This window comes from Mesorhizobium sp. M0016 (genome assembly GCF_040324035.1).
Lineage (GTDB): Bacteria > Pseudomonadota > Alphaproteobacteria > Rhizobiales > Rhizobiaceae > Mesorhizobium.
Window position 1 is genome coordinate 248,746 of record NZ_JAMYVM010000005.1, and the last position, 20,248, is coordinate 268,993.

Genomic DNA, 20,248 nt, shown 5'->3' on the forward strand with positions numbered 1-20,248 from the left:
AAAGGCCAAAGATTTAAGGAAGGCATTTCGCCCATGCAGTCCGTACACATTGTCAGCGCCTATGACGAAGAGCTGAAATACCTGGCGAAGCGCATCGCTGCGATGGGCGGCCATGCCGAGCGCATGGTCGAGCAGGCGATCCAGGCGCTGGTCAATGCCGATCCCGGCCTCGCCCAGAAGGTCATTCGTGACGACATCGTGCTTGACGATGGCCAGCGCGAAATCGACGACAAAGCCATCGTCATCATCGCCAAGCGCCAGCCCATGGCGACGGATCTGCGCGAGATCGTCGGCGCCATCCGCATTTCGGCCGACCTCGAACGGGTCGGTGACCTCGCCAAGAACGTCGCCAAGCGTGTGGTCAGCGTCATTGACGGCCGCCAGCCGACCAGCCTGTTTCGCGGCCTCGAGGCGCTTGCCGAACTCGCTTTGACCCAGCTCAAGGAAGTGCTCGACGTCTATGCCTCGCGCTCGGTCGAGAAAATAGGCTTCGTTCGCGACCGCGACGACCAGATCGACGCCATGTACACCTCGCTGTTTCGCGAGCTTTTGACCTACATGATGGAAGATCCGCGCAACATCACGCCGTGCACGCATCTGCTGTTTTGCGCCAAGAACATCGAGCGCATCGGCGACCACGCCACCAACATTGCCGAGACGATCTACTACATCGTCACCGGCGAGCAGTTGCCGGCCGAGCGTCCCAAGGGCGACAAGACCGACAAGGTTGCCCTGCCGGTGCTGCCGGTGAAGTGATCGCGCGCCCCTCGAACGCTTAATCATATTGCGCTAAACTGCCCGGATGTTAGCGTCTCGGTTCCTGGCCAAGGCCAGGCGCTCAGGAGGCTGCGATGGAATATGTCCGAGAGTTCAAGCCGGCGCCGGCATCGTCCGGCATCATCGCGTCGAGCGTCTACACCGCCGGCAAGCGCATCGCCGACATACCGATCGAGGAAGCCGGCGAATGGGCCAAGAAGTCGGGCCATGTCGTCTGGATCGGGCTGCTCGAACCCGACCGCGAGCTTCTGCTGCGCGTCAAGGCGCAATTTCATCTGCACGAACTGGCGATCGAAGACGCCGAACATCCGCACCAGCGGCCGAAGATCGAGCAATATGGCGATGCGCTGTTCATCGTTGCCCGCACTGCACAGCTGATCGACGGACGCGTCACCTTCGGCGAGACGCATCTGTTCGTCGGCTCAGGCTATATCGTCAGCGTCAGGCATGGTCCCTCGACCTCATACGCCGCCGTGCGCCAGCACTGGGAAAGCTGTCCGCACTCACTGGCCAAGGGCGAGGATTTCGTCCTCTACGCCATTCTCGACTTCATCGTCGACAACTACATGCCGGTGCTCGAGCAGATCGAGGACGAGGTCGAGGCGATCGAGGACAGGGTGCTGCTGAAGCCGATGACCGGTCCCGACATCGAGCGGCTCTACATGCTGCGCCGCGATCTGTTGCGCCTGCGCAATGCGGCGCTGCCGCTGGTCGAGGTCTGCCGCCGGCTGACCAGCGCCGACCTGCCGCAGATCCATACCGCCATGCATCCGCTGTTTCGCGATGTCACCGATCATATCCGCACCGTGCAGGAAAAGATCGACAGCCTGCGCGAGGTTCTGGCCTTCGCTTTCGAAGCCAGCCTGCTGGTCGGCCAGAGCCAGGAAACCGCGAACACCAAGAAGCTGGCCTCATGGGCCGCGATCCTGGCGGTGCCGACGGCGCTCGCCGGCATTTACGGCATGAATTTCGACGACATGCCGGAGCTGAAGATGCAATACGGCTATCCCGTCGTATTGGTCTCGATCGCGCTGATCTGCTCGTTTTTGTATTGGCGATTTCGGAAGAGTGGGTGGCTGTGATGGTAGGCAGTAGGCAGTAGGCAGTAGGCAGTAGGCAGTAGGCAGAATAAGGTGGCGCCTCACGAGCGCTACCCCATTCCCTACTGCCCAGTCCCCAATCCCTATTCCTAACTACCGGCTCCTGCGCCGCTCTGAAGCTGGCTGGAACGCCACCCTTGCGTGGTACTTGCAGTAAGGTCCGGTTTCAGCCGCCTCGTTGCCGCAGAAGTTGAAGTCTTCCGACAGCGGATCGCCATTCGGCCATTTGCAGGTGCGCTCGGTGAGATCGGTGAGCTGCAGATGCCGCGAGATCGGCACGACGACGTTTTCGACCGGGCGGATGTAGTGGCGCGCCACTGGCTCGGCGTCGAACTGCGCCTGCAGCGCGTTCGCCCCGATCGAAGTCGTGACATGGCGCTGCGTGGTTGCGGCGCGCGGCACCGATTTCTGGATCGAAGATCCCTGCGTTGTCTTCTTCTGACGCGCCGGCGTTGCGGTCGAGCGTCCGCGGCCCGACAGCTTCAGCCGGTGCACCTTGCCGATGACCGCGTTGCGGCTGACCCCGCCGAGTTGGGCGGCGATCTGGCTTGCGCTCAAGCCCTCCGACCACAGTTTCCTGAGAAGTTCGACCCGCTCGTCAGTCCAGTTCATGAGACCGCGCTCCTGCTATGTGTGCGGCAGCCGGAATCCGTTCCCGACCCGGCAATCTTTGCCGGGGCAGACACCACATATATTAGGTGATTAGGTCCGCCGCACGAAATCTAGTTATTTCCCGACTACAATTACCTCATGTGTTGACTCGGTGACAAGAGTCCCAGGTGCAACACGAATCGGTTTTTTAGGTTTTCCCCAACTTGCCCGGTCGCTTATGAGCCGGCGTCTCGTCGGGAGCTGGCCACGCGCCTCTGCACGACGTTTTCGTTGACTTCATGGCCGAAAAACACGATAAGCCGCAAAGGCCGCCGCTTTGGCGGCTTTTTTGATTTTTCCGGTACCGGAGACGCATATAATGAGCGGTTCGGCGCTTTACGAGACCTTTGCCCGCGCCCCTTTGGCCTTCGACCATGGCGAAGGCACCTGGCTGGTTACCGACAAGGGCGAGCGATATCTCGATTTCGCTGGCGGCATCGCGGTCAATTCGTTGGGCCACAGCCATCCGCATCTGGTCTCGGCGCTGACCGAACAGGCGGCCAAGCTCTGGCACGTCTCCAATCTCTACGAGATCCCGGGGCAGGCCCGGCTCGGCGAGCGGCTGGCTGACGCCACCTTCGCCGACAAGGTGTTCTTCACCAATTCCGGCGCCGAGGCGCTCGAATGCGCGATCAAGACGGCGCGGCGCTACCAGTTCGTCAAGGGCCATCCCGAGCGCTTCCGGGTCATTACCTTCGAAGGCGCCTTCCACGGCCGCACGCTGGCGACCATCGCCGCCGGCGGCCAGTACAAATATCTCGAAGGCTTCGGCCCCAAGGTCGAAGGCTTCGACCAGGTCGGCTTCGACGACATCGACGCCGCCGAGAAGGCGATCACACCAGAGACCGCCGCGATCCTGATCGAACCGGTACAGGGCGAGGGCGGCATCCGCCCGGTGCCGACGCAATCCTTGAAGCGGCTGCGGCAGCTCTGCGACCAGCATGGCCTGCTGCTGATCTTCGATGAGGTCCAGTGCGGTATCGGTCGCACCGGAAAGCTGTTCGCGCATGAATGGACCGGCGTGACGCCCGACATCATGGCGATTGCCAAGGGCATTGGCGGCGGCTTTCCGATGGGCGCGTGCCTCGCCACCGACGACGCTGTCGTCGGCATGACGGCAGGCGTGCATGGCACCACTTTCGGCGGCAATCCGCTGGCCATGGCGGTCGGCAACGCTGTGCTCGACGTCGTGCTGGAAGACGGCTTCCTCGAAGACGTCCAGCGCAAGGCATTGCTGATGAAGCAGGGCCTGGCGGCGGTCGCCGACGAATTTCCCGATGTCATCGAAGGCATCAGGGGCAGCGGCCTGATGCTTGGCCTGAAATGCGCCATGCCCAACACCAAGGTCAACATGGCGCTGCGCGACCAGCATCTGCTGGCGGTGCCGGCCGGCGACAACGTCATTCGTCTGCTGCCGCCGCTGACCGTCACCGACGCCGAGATTGGCGAAGCGCTCGATCGCATCCGCGCCGGCGCCAAGGGCCTGACCGACGCCATCGCCGCGGCCGCCGCGAAGTAATCCCGAGAACCATTCCCGATGAGCCTTCGCCATTTCACCGATCTTTCCGCCGTTTCCGAAGGCGATCTGCGCCTGATGCTGGACGATGCGGTGGTGCGCAAGGCGCGCCTCAAGGCCGGCGAACGGACCAAACCGCTCGAAGGCAAGGTGCTGGCCATGATCTTCGACAAGCCGTCGACGCGCACGCGCGTGTCCTTCGACGTTGGCATGCGACAGCTCGGCGGCGAGACCATCATGCTGACCGGCACCGAAATGCAGCTCGGCCGCTCCGAGACCATTGCCGACACCGCCAAGGTGCTGTCGCGCTATGTCGACGCCATCATGATCCGCACCACGTCGCATGAGCGGCTGCTCGAGCTGACCGAGAATGCCACGATTCCGGTCATCAACGGGCTGACCGACGACACCCATCCCTGTCAGCTGATGGCCGACATCATGACCTTCGAGGAGCATCGCGGTCCGGTTGCCGGCAAGACCATCGCCTGGACCGGCGACGGCAACAACGTGCTGCATTCGCTGCTCGAGGCCTCGGCGCGGTTCCGCTTCAACCTGAACGTCGCAGTGCCGGAAGGCAGCGAGCCGGCGCAGAAGCACATCGACTGGTCGAAGACCAATGGCGGCAAGCTGCACTTCACCCGCTCGCCCGAAGAGGCCGTCGACCAGGCCGACTGCATCGTCACCGACTGCTGGGTGTCGATGGGCCAGGAACACCGCGCCCGCGGCCATAATGTCTTCTCGCCCTATCAGGTCAATGCGGCGCTGATGGCCAGGGCCAAGCCCGACGCCCTGTTCATGCACTGCCTGCCGGCGCACCGCGGCGAGGAAGTGACCGACGAGGTCATCGACGGTCCGCATTCGGTGGTCTTCGACGAAGCCGAGAACCGGCTTCACGCCCAGAAGGCGGTTTTGGCCTGGTGTCTGGGCGCTTGATCTCCAGGCGCTTGATCTCCAAGCGCTTGATCCGGGGCGGCGTGATGCCTATTTGCGCCGCATCACGCAAATCAAGCGCGTTTGGACGCATGCACCCCTCCGGGCCGCATGGCCGCGCCCTGGAGCTTTGTCATGTTGGAAACGCATCAAGTGACTGAACATCACCCCAAACTCGGCGAGTTCGGCTATGCCGGCGACGATCATGTCGTACCCTTCGAGGTCGGCCCGCTCGACGTGCGCGGCCGCACCGTGCAACTCGGGCCGATGCTCGACGCCATCCTCAACCGTCACGACTATCCCGAGCCGGTCGCCCGCCTGCTCGCGGAAGCCTGTGTGCTGACGGTGCTGCTCGGCACCTCGCTCAAATTCGAAGGCAAGTTCATCCTGCAGACCCGCACCGACGGGCCGGTCGACATGCTGGTCGCGGATTTCTCCACGCCTTCGTCATTGCGCGCCTATGCGCGTTTCGACGCCGACCGGCTGGAGGCCCTGGTGGCCGCAGGCCAGACCTCGCAGCAGACGCTGCTGGGCAGCGGCGTTTTGGCGCTGACCATCGACCAGGGCGCGCACACGCAGCGCTATCAGGGCATCGTCCAGCTCGACGGCGAGACGCTGGAAGACGCCGCGCGCACCTATTTCCGCCAGTCGGAGCAGATCCCGACCGACCTCAGGCTGTCGGTGGCCAAGCTGCTGACGCCCGGCCCCGGCGGTGCGCGCGAGCAGTGGCGCGCCGGCGGTATCCTGGCGCAGTTCCTGCCGCAGTCGCCCGAGCGCATGCGCGTGCCCGACATTTCGGGCGGCGACGGCGATCCGCGTGACGTGACGCAGGAGCCGGCCGACAATTCGTGGCGCGAGCTGGTGGCGCTGCTCGGCACCATCGAGCCGACCGAGCTGATCGACCCGACCATCGGCGCCGAGCGGCTGCTCTACAGGCTGTTCCACGAACATGGCGTGCGCGTCTTCGGCGGCGTGCCGGTCGCCGACCAATGTTCCTGCTCAAGGGACAAGATACGCGGCATCCTCGAGGGGTTTTCCGCGCAGGAGATCAAGGACAGCACCGAAGATGGCGGCATCCACGTCGCCTGCGAGTTCTGCTCGAAGCAGTACGACTTCGACCCGGCGGAGTTTGCAGCTCAGTAGCATCTCTTCCTTCTCCCCGTTCACGGGGAGAAGGTGCCCGAAGGGCGGATGAGGGGCAGCGCGAACTTTGGTGAATGGCCGCGCATAGCCTACGTCATGTGCGTGGAAGATAACCTCATGAGTCCGCGGCGCCTCATTGCCCTGCCGGGCATTTCTCCCCGTATAGAGATGGGGAGAAAACCCCTAATTCACCGTCCGCCGCGTCCCCGGCAGATCCAGCGAAAACGCGGGAATAGCGACGTCGAACGTCTCGCCCTTTTTGTTGCGCATGGTGTAGTGGCCGACCATGAAGCCGGACGGCGTCGAGAGCGGGCAGCCTGACGTGTATTGATAGCTGTCGCCGGGATTGAGCTCAGGCTGGTCGCCGACCACGCCGGCGCCACGCACTTCCTCGACCCGGCCGCTGCCGTCGGTGATGTGCCAGTAACGCGCCATAAGCTGCACGAAATCGTCCGACTGGTTGTCGATCGTCACCTGGTAGCCCCAGACATAGCGGTTCTCCGCCGGGTCCGAGCGGTCCTCCAGGTAGAACGGTCTGACCTGCACTTCGATGTTGCGCGTGACGGCGCGGTACATGGGCTGCTCCGGTTGCGCGGCAGGGAACATTTGTCGCGCCATGCGGTTTGATACGCGCAGAGCGGCATGTCCTGCCAGCCTCAAAGCGCAGGTGCCGACAAACAATGTCATTTAAGTGACACATGACAATGTTGGTGTGCGCAAACCTTGCCGGCGACTCAAGGCCCATCTGTCGACTGACAAAGCAGCCGCGAGCGGCCTTTCCGGAGTGACCAGATCTCGATGGAACCAGCTCTCACAGCCGCCTTCGCTTCCTCCGCTTTGCTTCTTTCCAATCTCGCCAGCATCCTGCTTGCATCGTCGAAGCTGAAAGCGCGCCGTCTCATCCCTCCGCCGTCCAACGAGCAGCCGCCGGTGTCGATCGTCGTGCCGTCGCGCGGCGTGGAGCCGTTCACACAAGAGACGCTGCAGCGAGCTTTCTCGCTTGACTGGCCGATCTACGAACTGATCTTCTGCGTCGCTCACGCCGACGACCCGGTCGTCAAACTGATAAACAGGGCGATCGTCCTGTTTCCCAACGTGCCGGCCCGGCTGCTGATCGGCGACGACCGCGTCAGCAGCAACCCGAAGCTCAACAACTGCGTCAAGGGCTGGGAAGCGGCGCACTATCATTGGGTTATTCTCGCGGATTCCAACGTGCTGATGCCTAGGGATTACGTCCAGCACCTGATGGCGGCCTGGCGGATCAATACCGGGCTTATCTGCTCGACGCCGATCGGCTCGCGGCCGGATGGCTTCTGGGCCGAGGTCGAATGCGCGTTCCTCAACACGCTGCAGGCGCGCTGGCAATATGCCGGCGAGGCGCTTGGCCTCGGCTTTGCCCAGGGCAAGAGCATGCTGTGGAACAAGCCGATGCTCGATACCAATGGCGGTATCCGCGCGCTGGCCGCCGAGATCGCCGAGGATGCGGCTGCAACCAAGCTGGTCAATGGACTGGGCCTGCGCGTCAATCTCGTTGCCTCGCCTTTCGAGCAACCACTGGGGCAGCGCCGACTTGCCGACATCTGGTCGCGCCAGGCGCGCTGGGCGCGGTTGCGCCGCGTCACCTTCCCGCTGTTTTTCGCACCCGAGATCCTGACCGGCGTCGCCGTGCCGTTGGCGTTGGCGCTGGTGGCGGCCGCAAGTGCCGGCATCAGCCTGCCGGCCACGGTGTTGGCCGTGCTGACGGCGGCCTACATTCCCGAATGCGCGCTGGCCGCGGCCAAGGGCTGGCACCTGTCGCTGCGCATGGTCCCGGCGATGATGGTGCGCGACATGATGCTTCCCGCCATCTGGGCGCGCGGCTGGCTGAGCGGCGCCGTCGACTGGCGCGGCAACATCATGACCATCGGCACCAAGACGGCCGAGCTGGAAGAGGCTTCGTCGGGAGCGTGACGCCTCGCGGCCTACCCGGCTGCCTTCAGTGCCTGCGCAACGTCCTCCAGCAGATCGTCCGTATCCTCAAGACCGACCGACAGCCTGAGCGTTCCCGGCCCGATGCCAAGCTCGGCGCGAGCTTCGTCGCTGAGGTTCTTGTGCGTGGTGGTCGCCGGATGGGTGATCAGGCTCTTGGCGTCGCCGAGATTGTTGGAGATCAGCACGATGTCGAGCGCGTTCTGCAAGGCGAAGGCCGCCTGCTTGCCGCCCTTGACGTCGAGGCAGATCAGCGTCGATCCGCCCGTCATCTGCTTCTTGACGATGTCGGCCTGCGGGTGGTCGGCGCGGCCGGGATAGATGACGCGGGCGATTTCCGGCCGTCCTGCCAGGAAATCCGCGATCTTGGCCGCGCTTTCCGTCTGCTGGCGCACCCGAACCGGCAGCGTCTCCAGGCCCTTGAGCAGCGTCCAGGCGTTGAACGGCGACAGGCTCGGGCCGGTGTGGCGGAAATAGTCGTGCAAATTCTCGTCGATCCATTTCTTGTCGGACAGGATGATGCCGCCGAGACAGCGTCCCTGGCCGTCAATGTGCTTGGTCGCGGAGTAGACGACGATATGGGCGCCGAGCTGCAAGGGCTTCTGCTGCAAGGGCGTGGCAAAGACATTGTCGACGATCAGCCTGGCGCCGATCGAGGTGGCGAGCGCCGCCACCGCTGCGATGTCGACCACTTCCAGCGTCGGATTGGTCGGGCTTTCCAGGAAGAACAGTTTCGTGTTCGGCCGCACCGCCTTTTCCCAGTTGGCGATGTCGGTGCCGTCGACCAGCGTTGCCTCGATGCCGTATTTCGGCGCCAGCGTCTCCACCACCCAGCGGCAGGAGCCGAACAGCGCGCGCGCCGCAACGATATGGTCGCCGGCCTTGGCGCTGCACAGGAGCGCTGCCGTCACCGCCGCCATGCCGGACGCCGTGGCGCGCGCATCTTCGGCACCCTCCAGCGCGCACATGCGCTTTTCGAACATGTCGACGGTAGGGTTGGCATAGCGCGAATAGATGAAGCCCGGCTCCTCGCCCTTGAAACGGGCCTCGGCAGCCTGCGCCGTCTCGTAGACATAGCCTTGGGTGAGGTACATCGCTTCGGACGTCTCGCCGAACTGGGAACGCAGCGTTCCCCCGTGCACGAGTGCGGTCTGAGGTTTCCAGTTACGCTTCTTGGTGCTCATCGCTTTTGTTCCAGACACAAAAAAACCGGCCGCGAAAGTCGCAACCGGTCCATATGGCCTTGCGGCCCGACGGTCCTTTAGCGACTTGTTTAACGTGGCTGCAAGCCGACCGGCCAAATCACCACGGGATAACGACCCTTTAGACCTCACCTGCGCTTGCGTCAATTGCCGGCTTCATTAAGAGGTTTGTACCAGGCAGGTTCCGCAATAATATCCAGCGGTTTTGCGGCAAGAACCTGCCACAAAGAGACCGACCTTGGAGCGGAGCCAGCCTTTTGCGGCAGACAGGCATTCTTCCCGATCAGGACATTTCCGCGCTGTTTCAGTCCGGCGCGCTGAAGTCGCCGCGCGCGCTCGATGTCGACCAGGTGCAGCCGGCGAGCCTCGATCTGAGGCTCGGCGACAAGGCTTTTCGCGTGCGCGCCTCCTTCCTGCCGGGTCCCGATCATCTGGTGGCCGACAAGCTTCACCGGCTGAAATTGCATGAGTTCAGTCTCGCCGAGGGCGCGGTGCTGGAAACCGGCTGCGTCTACATCGTGCCGCTGCTCGAACGCCTGGCGCTGCCCGCAAACGTGTCGGCCTCGGCCAACCCGAAGAGCTCGACCGGCCGGCTCGACATCTTCACCCGGGTGATGACCGATCGCGGCCATGAGTTCGACAAGATCGCCCCCGGCTATCACGGGCCGCTTTATCTCGAAGTCAGTCCACGCACCTTCCCGATCGTCGTACGCGCCGGATCGAGGCTGTCGCAGATCCGCTTTCGCACCGGCAACGCGCTGTTGTCGGAGGCAGAACTGAACGAATTGCACCGCGCCGAGATGCTGGTGGCGACCGAGCCGCCCAACATTTCCGGCGGCGGCATTGCGCTGTCGATCGATCTTGACGGCGACCAGAACGGCCTGGTCGGCTATCGCGGCAAGCATCACACCGGCTTGGTCGATGTCGACAAGCGCGCCGCCCAGGATGCCGTCGATTTCTGGGAGCCGCTCTATAAGAGCGGCGCCGGCGAACTGGTGCTCGACCCGGACGAGTTCTACATCCTGGTCAGCCGCGAAGCCGTGCACGTGCCGCCGCTCTACGCCGCCGAGATGACGCCCTTCGATCCGCTGGTTGGCGAATTCCGTGTTCACTATGCCGGCTTCTTCGATCCGGGCTTCGGCCATTCGGCCTCAGGCGGCACCGGCAGCCGGGCGGTGCTCGAAGTGCGCAGCCACGAAGTGCCGTTCATCCTCGACCACGGCCAGATCGTCGGCCGGCTGGTCTACGAACACATGCTGAAGCGGCCGCAGGCGCTTTACGGCACCGATCTCGGCTCGAATTACCAGGCGCAAGGCCTCAAGCTCTCCAAGCATTTCCGCCCCGCCGGCTGAACCTTCGATCACCGTCAGGCAAAATACTTGCCTGCGCTGCCTCACCATGCTTGGCTGCCTTTCGGTGGCCGGCAAGAGAACGGCGCGCAAGGGGAACCAAAATGCAGATTTCAAGATGGATCATATCGGCAGCGGGCGCTGCCATGCTGGTGATATCGGCCGGCTCGCTGGCTGAGGCGCAGGAGAAATTGAAGATCGGCACCGAGGGCGCTTATCCGCCCTTCAACACCATCACCGCGGACGGCAAGATCGAGGGCTTCGACATCGACATTGCCAATGCGCTGTGTGCGCAGATGAAGGTCGAGTGCGAGATCGTCACCCAGGACTGGGACGGCATCATCCCGGCGCTGCAGGCGAAAAAGTTCGACGCCATCATCGCCTCGATGAGCATCACCGAGGAGCGCAAGAAACAGGTCGCCTTCACCAACAAATACTACACGACGCCGCTGGCGCTGGTGGCGCCCAAGGACAGCGACCTCACTTCCACCGAACCGGCAGCCCTTGCCGGCAAGACGGTGGGCGCGCAGGCCTCGACCACCCAGGCCGACTATGCGCAGGACGCCTATGGCAAGGCCGGCGCCGAGGCGAAACTCTACCCCACCCAGGAAGAGGCGATCACCGACTTGCAGAACGGCCGTCTCGACGCCGTCATCTCCGACAAGTTCGTGCTGATGGACTGGCTGAAGAAGGCGAGCGAAGGCTGCTGCAAGCTTGTCGGCGACGTCAAGGGCACCGAGACGCAAGCCGGCATCGCTGTCCGCCTGGAGGACACGGCACTTCGCGACAAGCTCAACGCGGCGATAGACGCCATCGTCGCCGACGGCACTTACAAGAAGATCCAGGCCAAGTATTTCGATTTCGATATCTATTGAGTCCCGTCCGCCGGCGTCAGCCGCGAAAGAGATACGATTTCGCGGCGCCAAGGCAGGCATGAAAATGGCCGATAAACAGCAGTTCGCGTGCGGCCAAACGTTTCCTGCCCCAAAAGCCTTCGGTCAGTTTGACCTCGTCGAGCGAAGCGTTTGAGCCGCGCTTCAACGGGAACAACTGCTTGTCGAGGCAACCGAGGACATGGGCCTTGGCGGAGTCGATGCCGCAGACCTTGCCATTGTTGTTCAGCCTGTCGCCGCGAAGCGCTGATGTCATGTGATCCGTGTTGCGCATCAGAAAGCTCACCTGGGCTTTCGAATAGCCGGTTGCTAGAAGACGGCTCGTCATCGCCAAACGGGCTTCACGATAGGACTTCGGGCTGCACTGGCCGGCGCTAAAGGCCACCGACGGTTGGGTCAGGAACAGGGCCACGCCCGTGAACACAATGACAAGCCGCATTCCGTTCATTTCCGGCTCCCAATTGTGATGCTGCCTCAAAGCGCCTTCACCGCCACCTTAACCGGCTGCTCAATCTCCAGCGGGTTGCGCAGCGGCAGGCCGAAATCCGCGGCCTCGATCTCGAAAACGTCGCCGGCCTGAGTCTTGATGCCGTCGGCAAAGGACAGCGTCGCCGTGCCGAACATGTGCACATGCACGTCGCCCGGCTGGCGGAAGGCCGAATATTTGAAGTGATGATGTTCGAGATTGGCGATTGTGTGCGACATGTTCGCTTCGCCCGACAGGAACGGCTTTTCCCACAGCAAATTGCTGTCGCGATAGATTCGCGATGAGCCCCTGACGTCGGCCGGCAGGTCGCCGATCAGGATTTCCGGCCCGAACGAGGCGTTGCGCAGTTTGGAATGTGCCAGGAACAGATAGTTCACCCGCTCGGTAACATGATCGGAAAACTCGTTCGACAGCGTGAAGCCGACGCGGAACGGCGCGCCGTCGTCGCCGATGACATAGATGCCGGCGATTTCCGGCTCCTCGCCGGCGTCCTGCGCGAAGGCCGGCGACATCAGTGCGGCGCCCGGCGCCACCGCCATGGTGCCGTTGCCCTTGTAGAACCATTCTGGCTGCACGCCGGTCTGGCCCTTGGCCGGCTTGCCGCCTTCGAGCCCCATGCGGAACATCTTCATGGAATCGGTAAGCTGCTCCTCGCCGCCATCGCTGAGCTTCTTGTGCATGGAATCGCGCGTCGCCGCCGAGCCGAGATGGGTCAGGCCGGTGCCGGTCAGATGCAGATGCGCAGGATCGGGATGATTGATCGGCGACTCCAGCCGGCCCTTCTTGTAGATGGCGTCGAGGTCTATCGCTTCACCGAACCCCTTGCGTTCGATCAGCGCGGCGAGGCCCGTTCCGGTGCGCGCGGCTTCCATGGCCAGCGAATAGACGCTGCGGGCGCCGTTGATGATCCTGGTCTTGCCGCCGCCATTGCGGGCGACGACGCGGATGGTCTCGGCGTCGTCGAGGATCTGGGAGATTAGCATGATGAAATCCTCTCTCATGTGCTTGGCCTTGGATGCCTCTTGGCAAACCTTGACCTGCGCGGCTCGGACCTAGCCGCGCCACGGGTTGAACTCTTCGTCCGGATTGCGCTCGCGAGCTTGATCCCTCGGGGGACTTCTTATGCCGACAATTTGCCGGCTGCGCCGCGATCGTATGCCTCCTGCTTGCCTCGCCTGAAGCTTGTCAGGCCTTGTTCTTGTTGTAGACGTCGAAGATCACGGCGCCGAGCAGCACCAGGCCTTTGACCACCTGCTGCCAGTCGACATTGACGCCCATGATCGACATGCCGTTGTTCATCACGCCCATGATGAAGCCGCCGACGACCGCCCCGATAACCTGGCCGACGCCGCCCATCGCCGAGGCGCCGCCGATGAACACTGCGGCGATGACATCGAGCTCCGAGCCGAGACCCGCCGCCGGCACCGCCTGGCCGAGACGAGCCGCGATGATCAGGCCGCCAAGCGCCGACAGCACGCCCATATTGATGAACACCATCAGCGTCAGCCGCTCGGTGTTGATGCCCGACAGCTGCGCCGCCTTGGGATTGCCGCCCATGGCGTAGATGCGCCTCCCGATGGTCATGCGCTTGGTGACGAAGACGAACAACGTGATCAGCACGCCCATGACCAGCAGCACCACGGGCAGGCCGCGGTAGCTGGCAAACTCATAGACCAGGAACAGCGCCAGCGCGCTGGCGACCAGCGTCTTGACGACGAACAGGGTGAAGGGCTCGGCCTCATAACCATGGCGTTCTCGTTTGCGCCGGGTGCGGACCCCGAAATAGGCATAGGCGAGCACGGCGATCAGCCCCAGCACGACCGTCGTCATGTGCAGGGTCACGCCGCTGCCCATGATGGTCTTGCCGGCTGCGTTCACGACCGGCGGGACGAGCGTCAGTGGGCCGATCACATCCGGGATGAAGCCGGAGCTGAGCATCTTGAAGTCGTCGGGAAGCGGACCCACCGACGAGCCGCCGCCAAGCAACGCCTGGCAAATGCCGCGGAAGATCAGCATGCCGGCCAGCGTGACAATGAAGCTCGGTATCCGGTGATAGGCGATCCAATACCCTTGCGCGGCGCCGATCAGGCCACCCGCGACCAGGCAGACGATCGAAACCACCAGCGGATTGCTCAGCGGTCCGAGCTGCCAGATAACCATCATGTTTGCCGCCAGCGCGCCGATGAAACCGGCGACCGATCCGACGCTGAGGTCGATATAGCCCGATACGATCACCAGCAGCATGCCGAGCGCCATCACGATGATGAAGGAGTTCTGCTGCACCAGATTACTGAGATTGACCGGCTTGAACAACGTCCCCGACGTGGTGAACTGGAAGAACAGCATGATGACGATCAGGGCTATGATCAGTCCGTATTCGCGTAAATTCGTCGCCAGCGCCGAGACGGCGATGCGCGGGCGCTGTTCGTCGGCGACGTTGCCCTGCGGGGCGGGGGCGCTTTCGGTGCTCATGCTGCTTTTCCTTCTCCCCGGACGATGGCGCGCATTATCTTTTCCTGGCTTGCTTCCGCCGCCGGCATTTCGCCCACCATGCGCCCTTCGTTCATGACGTAGATGCGGTCGGTAATCCCCAGCAATTCCGGCATTTCCGACGAGATGACCACGATCGCCTTACCCTCCGAGGCAAGGCGCGCGATGATCGTGTAGATTTCATATTTGGCGCCGACATCGATGCCGCGTGTCGGCTCGTCGAGGATCAGCACGTCAGGGTCGGCAAACAACCATTTCGACAGCACCACCTTCTGCTGGTTGCCGCCGGAAAGATTGCCGGTCATCTGATAGACGCTTGACGCACGGATATTGGTCTTCTTGCGATAGTCGTTGGCGACCGCAAGCTCGCGCATGTCGTCGATCACGCTGTGGCGCGACACGCCGTCGAGATTGGCCAGCGTAATGTTATGCTTGATATGGTCGATAAGGTTGAGGCCGTAGGTTTTGCGGTCCTCGGTGACATAGGCGATGCCGTGTTGGACCGCCTTGCTTACCGAGGAGACATCGACCGGCTTGCCCTTGAGCAGCACTTCGCCGGTGATGCGGCGGCCATAGGAGCGGCCGAACAGGCTCATGGCGAATTCGGTGCGGCCGGCGCCCATCAGCCCGGCGATGCCGACCACCTCGCCCTTGCGCACATTGATGTCGATGCCCTTGATCACCTGTCGCTCGGCATGGAGCGGGTGATAGACCGACCAGTTCTTCACCTCGAACACGACTTCGCCGATCTTGGGCTCGCGCGGCGGATAGCGGTCGTCTAGCGAACGGCCGACCATCGAGGTGATGATGCGGTCTTCGGAGATATCCTTCTTGGCCAGCGTCTCGATGGTGCGCCCGTCACGGATGACGGTTACCTTGTCGGCGACCCGGTTGATCTCGTTGAGCTTGTGCGAGATCAGGATCGAGGTCATGCCTTGGCGCTTGAATTCGAGCAGAAGATCGAGCAGCGCCTGGCTGTCTTTCTCGCTGAGCGACGCGGTCGGCTCGTCGAGGATCAAAAGCTTGACGTCCTTGCTCAGCGCCTTGGCGATCTCGACCAGCTGCTGCTTGCCGACGCCGATATTGGTGATCAGTGTCTTGGGGTCCTCCTTGAGGCCCACCTTCTTCAACAGGGCAGCGGTGCGCGCCTCGTTGGCATCCCAGTCGATGACGCCGTATCGGGCGTTTTCGTTGCCGAGGAAGATATTTTCGGTGATCGACAGCATCGGCACCAGCGCTAGCTCCTGGTGGATGATGACGATGCCCTTATGTTCGCTGTCATGGATACCTTTGAACTGGCATTCCTGACCCTGAAAAATGATCTGGCCGTCATAGGTGCCGGCGGGATAGACGCCCGACAGGACCTTCATCAGCGTCGACTTGCCGGCGCCGTTCTCGCCAACCACGGCGTGGATCTCGCCTTCTTCGACGCTGAGGTTGACGTTCGACAGCGCCTTCACGCCGGGGAACGTCTTGGTGATGTCGCGCATCTCCAAAATCGTCGTCATCAGGGCAAGCTCCTCCTGTTGCATGTCGCTCCAAAGTGCTTGCGGTTTGAGACAACGACATGCACGCAAACTAAGTCCGGTAGAAACAATACCGGGGTCGCTTGTGAACGGACAGGGGTCCTGCGTCGGGCAGGACCCCTGTCTTTATAAACGGATTACTTCAGTTCGTCGGCCTTGATGTAGCCGGAGTCGACGACCAGTGCCTGGTAGTTCGACTTGTCGACCTCATGCGGCGTCAAAAGGATCGAGGGGACGACCTTGACGTCGTTGTTGTAGGTCTTTTCATCGAGGCCGTCCGGCTTGCCGCCCGAGAGCACCTTGTCGACGAGTTCGACGGTGGCCTTGGCCAGTTCGCGGGTGTCCTTGAACACGGTCGAGTATTGCTCGCCCGTGATGATCAGCTTGACCGAAGCAGTCTCGGCGTCCTGGCCGGTCACGATCGGCCACGGCTGGGCGTCGGTGCCGTAACCCACGGCGCGCAGCGAAGCGGTGATGCCGCGCGACAGGCCGTCATAGGGCGAAAGAACGCCATCGACGCGGCTGCCGTCCGAGTAGTTGGCCGACAGCAGGTTGTCCATGCGCGCCTGGGCGGTGGCGGCGAGCCAGCGCAGCGTGCCGACCTTGTCCATGCCGGTCTGGCCGGACTTGATCTTGATCGAGCCGTCATCGATCAGCGGCTGCAGCACCGAGATTGCGCCGTTGTAGAAGAAGAAGGCGTTGTTGTCGTCCGGCGAGCCGCCGAACAGTTCGACGTTCCACGGCTTGGTGTTCGGGAAGCGCTCCTTGAGGCCCTTGACCAGCGAGTTCGCCTGGATCACGCCGACGCCGAAATTGTCGAAGGTGGTGTAGTAATCGACATTGGCGGTCTTCTTGATCAGGCGGTCATAGGCGACGACGACGACGCCGGCGTCAGCGGCCTTCTGCAGCGCGTCCGACAGGGTCGTGCCGTCGATCGAAGCGATGATCAGCGCCTTCGGGCCCTTGGTGATTTCGTTTTCCAGCTGGCTGAGCTGGTTGGGGATGTCGTCCTGAGCGTACTGCAGGTCGACCGTGTAGCCGAGAGCTTCGAGCTGGGACTTGACGGCATCGCCGTCATTGATCCAGCGCTGCGAGGTCTTGGTCGGCATCAGCACGCCGACAAGACCCTTGTCGGCTGCATGCGCCGAGTAGGTCATGGCAGCGATGCCAAGGGCCGCGACGGCGGCCAGTGTCTTGATGATTTTCACGTAAAACTCTCCCTGGTTGATGGACGCGACACCTCGGGGCTCCGCGGGCCGCGCAGTCGGGCGGATGCGCCAAAGCGCCGCCGCCGTCATAATCGATCTCCGGTATCCTCCCAATCGGCCCTCAGTCTTGATTTAAATCGATACGATTTTGCTCGTCATCGACCGTCAAGTCTTGAGGACGCGCGAAAGTGTGACCCTTTGCCATAACTGTCAAATGCGATCTTCGGTGGTTGCTATACCAAAACCGGTATATGACTAGACCGGGCTGGAACAGTGGCGGAAGCGGGAAAAGGCATGGCGGCTTTACGAGGTCCTCAGGGAATTTCAAGCGGTTACGATGAATTGCCGGGCGATGGCGAGACACTTCTGCGTAGCGGCTTGAGCCTGCGTCACATGCGCATGATCGCAGCACTCGACGATCACGGTCGGGTGAGTGCTGCCGCCCAGGTGATGAACATCTCGCAGCCGGCGGCCTCGCGCATGATTTCCGAGATGGAAGCGGTGCTCGAGGTGAAGCTCTGCGAAAGGCTGCCGCGCGGCATCACACTCACCCCTTACGGCAAGGCGCTGGCCCGGCGCGCGCGCTCGATCCTGCTCGAAATGCGCGAGGCCGACCGCGAAATATCGGAGCTCAAGGCCGGCAAGGGCGGCTCGGTGTTCCTTGGCGCGGTGACGGCGCCGGCGATCGAACTGGCGGTCCCGGCGATCCGCGAGATACGCCGCCTCTATCCGCGCATCGAGATTACCATGCAGGTCGAGACGTCGAATGTGCTGGCGCGCGAACTGATCGCCACGCGCCATGATTTCATCATCGCCCGTGTCCCCGAAGACCTCAATCCGCGCCTGTTCGAATCGCGCGTCATCGGCGTCGAGAAGGCCTGCCTGATCGTGCGCCGAGGCCACCCGCTGAGCAACGGCCATCCTCTAAACAATGGGAAGGCGGTGAGGCTGGAGGACACCGCCGCCTTCGACTGGGTGTTCCAGTCGGGCGGGTCGCCGCTGCGCCAGGCGATGGAGAGCAATTTCCTGAACCGCAACATCGCCCTGCCGGACCGCATCCTCAACACCTCGTCGCTGCTGCTCACACTGGTCATGGTGGCGCAGTCCGACGCCATCGCCCCGGTGTCGATCCAGGTGGCAAAATTCATCCAGAACCCCGACGGTCTCGCCGGCGCCATCGATGTCGTCCAGACCGAGTTCGACATCGAGGTCCGCCCCTACAGCCTGATCACGGTAAAGAACCGCGTGCTGTCGCCGGCAGCCAAGATGCTGCACGATTTTATCTTGCGGGAAGTGGGATAGGAACTGGAGCGGGTAGAGGGAATCGAACCCTCGCGTTCAGCTTGGGAAGCTGACAAGCTACCATTACATCATACCCGCGTCGGCCTCTCGATATCATGATGGGCGTGCTTCGGGCAATCGCCCTTGGACAGCTGTTCGGAAACGGCTGTTGGAAACCCGACCGATTGCGCCGTCCGCCCGCCTTGATGCGGGCGCAGCAAGTGCGTATTCGTGGGTTTGTACCCCGAATCCGGGCAAACCAATCTGGAGGCAGGCCCCTTGTCCACAGTGACGCGCTTTCTCGGTGACTCGCCCGTCAGGGTGATCGTCAAGCTGCTGGTCGTGTCGTTCCTGGTCGGCCTGGTCATGAATGCGTTCGGCTGGACGCCGATGGACGTCTTCTACCGCATCCAGGGTTTCTTCATCGATCTTTGGAACCTCGGCTTCAACGCGGTCTATCGCTTCTTGGGCTATATCCTGCTCGGCGCCGCGATCGTCGTGCCGGTGTTCATCCTGCTCAGGCTCGCGAACTACCGGAAGTGAAGCGGACCACGATCCCGAAAAGTGGAAACCGGTTTTCGGAAAAGATTGTGCTCAAACCAAAGGCCACTCAGGCAAAGTCCGACGCCACCTCGAACAGGATGGCGTGGCGCGCCGCGAGCGCTGCGACATCGGTCGAATAGCCGCCGCCGATGACACCGCAGACCGGGATGCCCAGCGCGCGGAAATGACCGATCACCATGGCGTCGCGGGCACGCACGCCGTCATCGCTGAGCGATAGCCGGCCGAGCCGGTCCTCGGCATGCACGTCGACACCGGCATTGTAGAAGACGATGTCCCAGTGCGCCTTGGCCGAGAGCTCCGGCAGGAGGACACCCAGCCGTTCGAGATAGGCGCCATCGCCGGTGCCGTCCGGCAGGGCAACGTCGAGATCGGAGGCAATCTTGCGCACCGGATAATTGCGTCCGCCATGCATGGAGAAGGTGAAGGCGCGTGGTTCGTCTCTCAGTATATCCGCCGTGCCGTCGCCCTGATGCACATCGAGATCGACGATCAGGATGTTTTTCACCGCGTCTTCGGCTAGCAGCACCAGCGAAGCGACGGCAACATCGTTGAAGGTGCAGAAGCCCGCGCCTTGCGCGCGCCGCGCATGGTGGCTGCCGCCGGCGCTGTTGCAGGCAATGCCATTGATAAGCGCCAGTCGCGCCGCCAGCACCGTGCCGCCGGCGGCGAGTTGCGCCCTGAGCGAAACGCGCAGTCCCACGGGAAAGCCGATCTCGCGCTCGATCTTTTCAGGCACTGAACACGTGATGACCTGGTCGACATAATCAGCCGCATGGGCGAGCTTCAGCCAGGAGGCCGGCGCCGGCTCGGGCATCCACAGCGCCCCGGCATGGATCAGGCCCCTGATATGCAAGGCCTGCATCAGCAGCGGATATTTGCTCATCGGAAAGCGATGATTGACGGCGAAGCCGGCATCGTAGTCGGGATGATGGACGATCTGCAGGGGCATGGCTAAAGCAATTCCAGGAAAAGTGTGCAGCGGTTTTCCCGGGAGAAGCGCGTAGCGCTTCCCTTTGGGAATTGCTTAAAACCAGTACTGGGATCCGGCGGGCTCGCGCCAGAAGAACATTTCGGTTGGCCGTCACGGCAAGAGTGATTGCGCGGTGGCGGGAAAATGGGGCACATCGGCTGTTCGATCAAGCCGCAACCAGCAAGGCAGCAGT

19 protein-coding genes, 1 tRNA gene and 1 riboswitch are annotated in these 20,248 nt (G+C 62.6%); of the genes, 10 read left to right on the plus strand and 10 right to left on the minus strand.

Annotated elements, in window-relative coordinates:
- The first annotated feature begins 33 nt into the window (after positions 1-33).
- Both phoU and NKJ88_RS10365 read left to right on the plus strand, forming a co-directional pair.
- Entirely contained in the window at positions 34-756 is a 723-nt protein-coding gene (gene phoU, locus NKJ88_RS10360) for a phosphate signaling complex protein PhoU (RefSeq protein WP_023696693.1), read from the plus strand.
- Positions 757-851: 95 nt separating this feature from the next.
- Positions 852-1,859, plus strand: a complete 1,008-nt coding sequence (locus tag NKJ88_RS10365; protein ID WP_023669626.1) for a magnesium and cobalt transport protein CorA — start codon at positions 852-854, stop codon at positions 1,857-1,859.
- 111 nt (positions 1,860-1,970) lie between these two features.
- Here the strand turns inward: NKJ88_RS10365 and NKJ88_RS10370 are convergent, their stop codons facing one another.
- On the minus strand, positions 1,971-2,489 hold the full coding sequence (locus NKJ88_RS10370; protein ID WP_023669627.1) for a GcrA family cell cycle regulator: 519 nt from the start codon (positions 2,487-2,489) through the stop codon (positions 1,971-1,973).
- Positions 2,490-2,847: 358 nt separating this feature from the next.
- Between NKJ88_RS10370 and NKJ88_RS10375 the strand changes: the two genes are divergently transcribed.
- From NKJ88_RS10375 to NKJ88_RS10385, 3 genes are all read left to right on the plus strand, one after another.
- A complete protein-coding gene (locus NKJ88_RS10375) occupies positions 2,848-4,047 on the plus strand; it encodes an aspartate aminotransferase family protein (protein WP_023681950.1) in 1,200 nt (399 codons plus the stop codon).
- An 18-nt stretch (positions 4,048-4,065) separates the two neighbouring features.
- Positions 4,066-4,977 carry an ornithine carbamoyltransferase gene (gene argF, locus NKJ88_RS10380; protein WP_023681949.1) on the plus strand — a complete coding sequence of 304 codons (912 nt, stop codon included), beginning with the start codon at positions 4,066-4,068 and terminating at the stop codon, positions 4,975-4,977.
- A gap of 108 nt (positions 4,978-5,085) precedes the next feature.
- Positions 5,086-6,117 (plus strand): Hsp33 family molecular chaperone, encoded by a 1,032-nt coding sequence (locus NKJ88_RS10385; protein ID WP_031204268.1) that lies wholly within the window; start codon positions 5,086-5,088, stop codon positions 6,115-6,117.
- 183 nt (positions 6,118-6,300) lie between these two features.
- On the opposite strand, the gene apaG is transcribed toward NKJ88_RS10385, so the two are convergent.
- Complete coding sequence (gene apaG / locus NKJ88_RS10390) at positions 6,301-6,693, minus strand: Co2+/Mg2+ efflux facilitator ApaG/CorD (RefSeq protein WP_023669631.1); 393 nt, start codon at positions 6,691-6,693, stop codon at positions 6,301-6,303.
- A 222-nt stretch (positions 6,694-6,915) separates the two neighbouring features.
- On the opposite strand from apaG, the gene NKJ88_RS10395 reads away from it, so the two are divergent.
- Complete coding sequence (locus NKJ88_RS10395; RefSeq protein WP_352444013.1) at positions 6,916-8,067, plus strand: glycosyltransferase; 1,152 nt, start codon at positions 6,916-6,918, stop codon at positions 8,065-8,067.
- A gap of 11 nt (positions 8,068-8,078) precedes the next feature.
- Here the strand turns inward: NKJ88_RS10395 and NKJ88_RS10400 are convergent, their stop codons facing one another.
- Positions 8,079-9,269 (minus strand): O-succinylhomoserine sulfhydrylase, encoded by a 1,191-nt coding sequence (locus tag NKJ88_RS10400; RefSeq protein ID WP_023669633.1) that lies wholly within the window; start codon positions 9,267-9,269, stop codon positions 8,079-8,081.
- A 57-nt stretch (positions 9,270-9,326) separates the two neighbouring features.
- Positions 9,327-9,404, minus strand: a riboswitch (SAM riboswitch).
- Between the two features lie 140 nt (positions 9,405-9,544).
- Here NKJ88_RS10400 and NKJ88_RS10405 point away from each other — a divergent pair.
- Both NKJ88_RS10405 and NKJ88_RS10410 read left to right on the plus strand, forming a co-directional pair.
- Entirely contained in the window at positions 9,545-10,639 is a 1,095-nt protein-coding gene (locus NKJ88_RS10405; protein ID WP_023669634.1) for a 2'-deoxycytidine 5'-triphosphate deaminase, read from the plus strand.
- A gap of 101 nt (positions 10,640-10,740) precedes the next feature.
- The gene (locus NKJ88_RS10410; protein WP_023669635.1) at positions 10,741-11,511 is read left to right on the plus strand and encodes an ABC transporter substrate-binding protein; all 771 of its coding nucleotides are present in this window, start codon (positions 10,741-10,743) and stop codon (positions 11,509-11,511) included.
- Between the two features lie 16 nt (positions 11,512-11,527).
- Here the strand turns inward: NKJ88_RS10410 and NKJ88_RS10415 are convergent, their stop codons facing one another.
- The 5 genes from NKJ88_RS10415 to chvE form a co-directional block, all read right to left on the minus strand.
- Positions 11,528-11,977 (minus strand): hypothetical protein, encoded by a 450-nt coding sequence (locus tag NKJ88_RS10415; protein WP_031208887.1) that lies wholly within the window; start codon positions 11,975-11,977, stop codon positions 11,528-11,530.
- A 26-nt stretch (positions 11,978-12,003) separates the two neighbouring features.
- Entirely contained in the window at positions 12,004-12,999 is a 996-nt protein-coding gene (gene araD1, locus NKJ88_RS10420; RefSeq protein WP_023818779.1) for an AraD1 family protein, read from the minus strand.
- A gap of 202 nt (positions 13,000-13,201) precedes the next feature.
- A complete protein-coding gene (gene mmsB, locus NKJ88_RS10425) occupies positions 13,202-14,488 on the minus strand; it encodes a multiple monosaccharide ABC transporter permease (protein ID WP_023669637.1) in 1,287 nt (428 codons plus the stop codon).
- A complete protein-coding gene (gene mmsA / locus NKJ88_RS10430) occupies positions 14,485-16,017 on the minus strand; it encodes a multiple monosaccharide ABC transporter ATP-binding protein (RefSeq protein WP_027049369.1) in 1,533 nt (510 codons plus the stop codon). The genes mmsB and mmsA overlap by 4 nt, the downstream gene beginning before the upstream one ends.
- A 152-nt stretch (positions 16,018-16,169) precedes the next feature.
- Complete coding sequence (gene chvE / locus NKJ88_RS10435; protein ID WP_023681943.1) at positions 16,170-17,240, minus strand: multiple monosaccharide ABC transporter substrate-binding protein; 1,071 nt, start codon at positions 17,238-17,240, stop codon at positions 16,170-16,172.
- Between the two features lie 294 nt (positions 17,241-17,534).
- Here chvE and NKJ88_RS10440 point away from each other — a divergent pair, with 294 nt between their 5' ends.
- Positions 17,535-18,542, plus strand: a complete 1,008-nt coding sequence (locus NKJ88_RS10440) for a LysR family transcriptional regulator (RefSeq protein WP_023681942.1) — start codon at positions 17,535-17,537, stop codon at positions 18,540-18,542.
- A gap of 4 nt (positions 18,543-18,546) precedes the next feature.
- On the opposite strand, the gene NKJ88_RS10445 is transcribed toward NKJ88_RS10440, so the two are convergent.
- Positions 18,547-18,620: transfer RNA gene (locus NKJ88_RS10445), tRNA-Gly, on the minus strand.
- A 180-nt stretch (positions 18,621-18,800) separates the two neighbouring features.
- Between NKJ88_RS10445 and NKJ88_RS10450 the strand changes: the two genes are divergently transcribed.
- Positions 18,801-19,064 carry a DUF6460 domain-containing protein gene (locus NKJ88_RS10450; protein WP_023696688.1) on the plus strand — a complete coding sequence of 88 codons (264 nt, stop codon included), beginning with the start codon at positions 18,801-18,803 and terminating at the stop codon, positions 19,062-19,064.
- A 67-nt stretch (positions 19,065-19,131) separates the two neighbouring features.
- Here the strand turns inward: NKJ88_RS10450 and NKJ88_RS10455 are convergent, their stop codons facing one another.
- Positions 19,132-20,034: a histone deacetylase family protein gene (locus NKJ88_RS10455; RefSeq protein WP_023816194.1), complete on the minus strand. Its 903-nt coding sequence runs from the start codon at positions 20,032-20,034 to the stop codon at positions 19,132-19,134.
- Between the last annotated feature and the right edge of the window lie 214 nt (positions 20,035-20,248).